The following is a 4748-nucleotide window of genomic DNA, read 5'->3' as shown; positions in this document are numbered from 1 at the left end:
TATACTCAATAATCTCTACACCTGCAGTTTTTAACATCCGCTTAGATGCTTTTACCTCTTTCGTATCCTTATAGAGATCGTCGCGATAAATAACGGCCTTAATACCACTTTGAATGATTGCCTTAGCACATTCATTACAAGGGAATAATGTAACATAAATCTTGGAACCCTCTAGAGAGCCACCACGATAATTCAGAATGGCATTGAGTTCACTATGTACAGTATAGAAATATTTATTATCATCTGCTGTATCGCGTTCCCATGTGAAATCATCATCGCTACAGTTTAAAGGCATGCCATTATAGCCAATGGATAAGATTTTATTATCATTGCTAACGATACACGCACCAACTTGTGTATTAGGATCTTTAGAGCGTTGTGCTGCTAAGATGGCAACGCCCATGAAGTATTCATCCCAGGAAATATAATCGCTACGTTTTGCCATACTTACCTCACTTAAAAATAAGCCCCCTTCTACCTATGTAGTTGGGGGCTTACATTATTGAATAACTAGAATATCGTTATTTAAAAACGTTATTTAATATCATTATTTAACTACGATATTTACAAGTTTACCAGGTACATAAATAACTTTTACAATATTTTTACCTTCTGTAAACTCTTGAACACGACTAGATTCTTTAGCCAATGTTTCTAATTCTTCTTTTGTAATATTTACAGAAACAGTAAGTTTATCACGAACTTTACCATTTACTTGTAATACTACTTCTACTTCATCTACAACGAGAGCTGCCTCTTCGTATACAGGCCATTTTTCAGTGTGGATGGATGTAGTTTCACCCAATTCATGCCACAACTCTTCTGTCATATGAGGAACGAATGGTGCTAAAAGAAGTAATAAGGAATGAGTCAATTCATTAGCTAAAGCACTATTGATTGTTTCAGCTTTGTCCTTATGAGCGTACATAGCATTTACTAGTTCCATGATAGCAGAAATAGCAGTGTTGAAGTTGAAGTTGTTATCGAGGTCTTCTGTTACCTTTTTGATAACACGATGCAATTCACGACGCAAAGCAAATTCGTCTTTTGTAAGTTCACCAGTTACATTTTTCTTAGCTTCTTCGTTGTAAGCATCAACAATACGCCATACACGACCTAAGAAACGGTAAGAACCTTCAACGCCTTGGTCAGACCAATCAAGGTCACGATCTACAGGAGCTGCAAATAGAATGAACAAACGTGCAGTATCTGCACCATAAGTATTGATAATTTCTTCTGGAGAAACTACATTACCTTTGGATTTAGACATTTTGCTGCCTTCTTTAAGAACCATACCTTGTGTCAACAAGCCACGGAATGGCTCGTTAGCTTCGATAAGGCCTAAATCGTGAATAACTTTCACAAAGAATCGGGAGTACAACAAGTGTAAGATAGCATGTTCAATACCGCCGATATATTGGTCAACGTTCATCCAGTAGTTAGCGATTTTTTTATCGAATGGAGCTTGGTCGTTTTTAGCGTCTGTATAGCGCAAGAAGTACCAAGAGGAATCGATAAATGTATCCATTGTATCTGTTTCACGACGTGCAGGACCACCACATTTAGGACATGTAGTATTTAGGAAGCTTTCAGAAGTAGCCAATGGAGATACTGCACCAGATTCAAATTTAACATCCTCTGGCAAGCGTACTGGCAACTCTTCTTCAGGAACGAGTTGTTCACCGCATTTTTCACAATATACTACAGGAATTGGCACGCCCCAATAGCGTTGACGAGAAATCAACCAGTCACGAAGACGGAAGTTTACCTTACCTTCACCAATACCGCGTTCATTAAGAGCAGCTGTAATAGTTTTACGAGCCTCTTCAGATGTTTGGCCATTATATTCACCAGAGTTAACTAGGATACCATCTTCATGGTACCATTCTTGCCATTTATCAAGGCTGTATTCTTCACCTTCACAAGCTACAACTTGTTTAATAGGCAAATCGTATTTATGAGCAAATTCCCAGTCACGTTCATCATGCGCAGGGGAACCCATTACGGCACCAGTACCATAGTCTACCAATACATAGTTTGCAATCCACACAGGAACTTGTTCGCCAGACATAGGGTTTACTGCATAGGAACCAGTGAACATACCTTCTTTAGGTGCCTCTGTAGATGTACGGTCAATATCGCTCATATTGCGCATACGTGTAATGAAAGCTTCTAATTCAGCTTTATTAGGCGCATTTTCAATAAGGCGTTCTACATATGGATGTTCAGGAGCCAATACTACATAGCTTACGCCATAAATAGTATCAACCCGTGTAGTGTACACAGATACGCGTTCATTGATGGATGGTACTTCAAAGGAGAATTCTGTACCTTCAGAACGGCCAATCCAGTTCTTTTGCATCAATTTAACGCGTTGTGGCCAATGATCAAGAGTGTCCAAATCAGTTAACAAGCGATCCGCATATTCTGTAATGCGCAAGAACCATTGAGACAAGTCTTTTTTCTCAACTGGGTTGTCACAGCGCCAGCAGGCACCATCGATTACTTGTTCGTTAGCCAATACAGTATGGCAAGTTTCGCACCAGTTTACTTTAGCTTCTTTTTTATAGGCTAAGCCTTTTTTATAAAATTGTTGGAAGAACCATTGCGTCCATTTGTAGTAATCTTCTTTACATGTTGCAACTTCACGGTCCCAATCATAAGACAAGCCAAGTGCTTTTTGTTGTAATTTCATGTTCTCGATGTTGTCGAGTGTCCATGTTTTAGGGGCAATACCATGTTTGATAGCTGCGTTTTCTGCAGGCATACCAAAGGAGTCCCAGCCCATTGGATGTAATACGTTAAAGCCCTTCATTTTTTTGAATCGGGCTACTACGTCACCGATGGAATAGTTACGCACGTGACCCATGTGTAAGTTACCAGATGGGTACGGGAACATTTCTAATACATAGTATTTTTCTTTAGATTCATCATATTCTGTTTTAAATGTATGGTTATCATCCCAATACTTTTGCCACTTTTTCTCAATATCTTGGGCTACATATTTTTCGTTCATGTAGGTGCCTCCTCAAATCTGTTTGTGATTCTAATTAATAGTATTATTGTACTACTTCGTACCATAAACCGTCAATTTATCTACTTTTTTACTACTTGAACAGCGGGAACGATAGACGTTATATCATTATCAACCTTTTGCTTTTCATTCACAGTCTTAGCATTCGCTTTTGTACGTTCTTTAGATGCTTTAGCTTCGGCTTTCGCCTTTACTTTAGCTGCTTTTTCAAGAGCCTTACGTTCAGCTTTTGTTAATGGTTTTTCAACAACAGGCTTAGGAGCTTCAGCAACTGGTGCGGTGTTAGGTGTACCTTTACCTAAATCAACGCCTTGAATCATTGTAATAGTATTATCATCTTCAAAGCCTTTACGCCATGCAGCAAAGCCGGCCAATTGTAATTCTTTCACTAGGTTTAATTTATATCCTAAGGATTTATTATCTTCAAACCAAATCTTATCGGTACCACTAGTTGTTGGAATAGCTGCACAATAAGATTTTAATGTATCATTCCAAATAATATTCGATGCGTGATTTGTGAAATAAGATGATTCATTTTTAATGGCCAATGTTTCACCCCGTGCCACACCGCCTGATTCATGCCAAATTCTAGTGTAGAATGGAATGCCAAGAACAAGCTTATGACTTGGTACCTCTTGCAACATCTTCTCAGCATGATCGCGTACCCAAGGATAACTTGCAACTGGTCCTGCTGTAGTACTCTTGGCCCATGTTTCGTCATAAGCCATTAATACGACATAATCTACACTGTTAGCTAAGGACTTACGGTCATATACAAGAGACCAATTTGGACTATTAGAATATCCCGTTACATCTACAGAGGATTGAATATTATACTTATGTAATTCGTCAGCTAAGTATGCTACGAATCTTGTCAATTTATCACGGTCAGAATAGTCTACATTTTCAAAGTCAAAATTATATCCATCAAATCCATAAATATAAGCGTATTGAATGAGATTTTGAGCGTATTTCTTCCACACTGCTTCATCGGCTAAGATACCACTCGTAAAATCTGGATCAAAACGATTTGTAATAAGCGGCCACACATGATATCCGTTGGCCTTGTATGCTTTCACATAGTCCACATTAATATTAGGACTAGATTCTAAGCCAAGGCTATGCAATTTGAACCAACTTGGAGAAATGATGTTATCTCCGCTGACATTCAATTTTTTTGCATACGGCGCATCTTGGTTAGGCCATGGATCAAAAGCCCAAGATAGAGGTCCTTGGACAGGTTTATTTTGCAATACTTGCATCGTCTCTGGTGCAGCGGTCAATTGAACGTGGTCACCATCCTTCGTATAGGTGACGCCTATCAACGGTGTTGCATTTTCTACATCAACATACTCGGCACCATCCCGTTTGGTAATCGGTAATTTAACCGGCTCTCCAACGGCTTTAGGATTCATCGTAATGGTTGTACCGTTGAGCTCTAGCTGTGGTACATAAATTGTATAAGATGTCTTATACTGATTCGCCTCATAATTACGGTTGGTCGTATTTAAATATTGTTGTAATGGCACCAACACCTCAGCCTGTACGGTATTACCAGAAATACTAGATAATACAGCAGCTGCCAAGGTAGTGACCATAGCAAATTTACGTAACATGTATGTCTCCTATAATTTATGCTGACTAGCTTTTGTTTACATAACAATTCCTATATTATATCATACATATATCGACACTTATAATTTCAATGCTTATA

Annotated in this window: 3 protein-coding genes; all 3 read right to left on the bottom strand. The window is 38.6% G+C overall.

Going from position 1 to position 4748, the window contains the following annotated elements; genetic code table 11:
- Positions 1–445: dCMP deaminase family protein (locus QZ548_RS08050; protein ID WP_295869564.1), on the bottom strand; the 445-nt coding region annotated here is incomplete at its 3' end.
- Positions 446–547: 102 nt separating this feature from the next.
- Complete coding sequence (gene leuS / locus QZ548_RS08045; protein WP_295869562.1) at positions 548–3016, bottom strand: leucine--tRNA ligase; 2469 nt, start codon at positions 3014–3016, stop codon at positions 548–550.
- An 80-nt stretch (positions 3017–3096) separates the two neighbouring features.
- Positions 3097–4650, bottom strand: coding sequence for a glycosyl hydrolase family 18 protein (locus QZ548_RS08040; protein ID WP_295869557.1), 1554 nt, complete (start codon positions 4648–4650; stop codon positions 3097–3099).
- Between the last annotated feature and the right edge of the window lie 98 nt (positions 4651–4748).

The organism is uncultured Veillonella sp., assembly GCF_915069625.1.
In the GTDB taxonomy this organism is placed as follows: Bacteria; Bacillota; Negativicutes; order Veillonellales; family Veillonellaceae; genus Veillonella.
This window is presented reverse-complemented; position numbering and strand designations above follow the sequence as displayed.

Coding starts and splice junctions, on each gene's coding strand:
- QZ548_RS08040 (WP_295869557.1), bottom strand. CDS start 4,650: ATGTTACGTAAATTTGCTATGGTCACTACCTTGGCAGCTGCTGTATTA.
- leuS (WP_295869562.1), bottom strand. CDS start 3,016: ATGAACGAAAAATATGTAGCCCAAGATATTGAGAAAAAGTGGCAAAAG.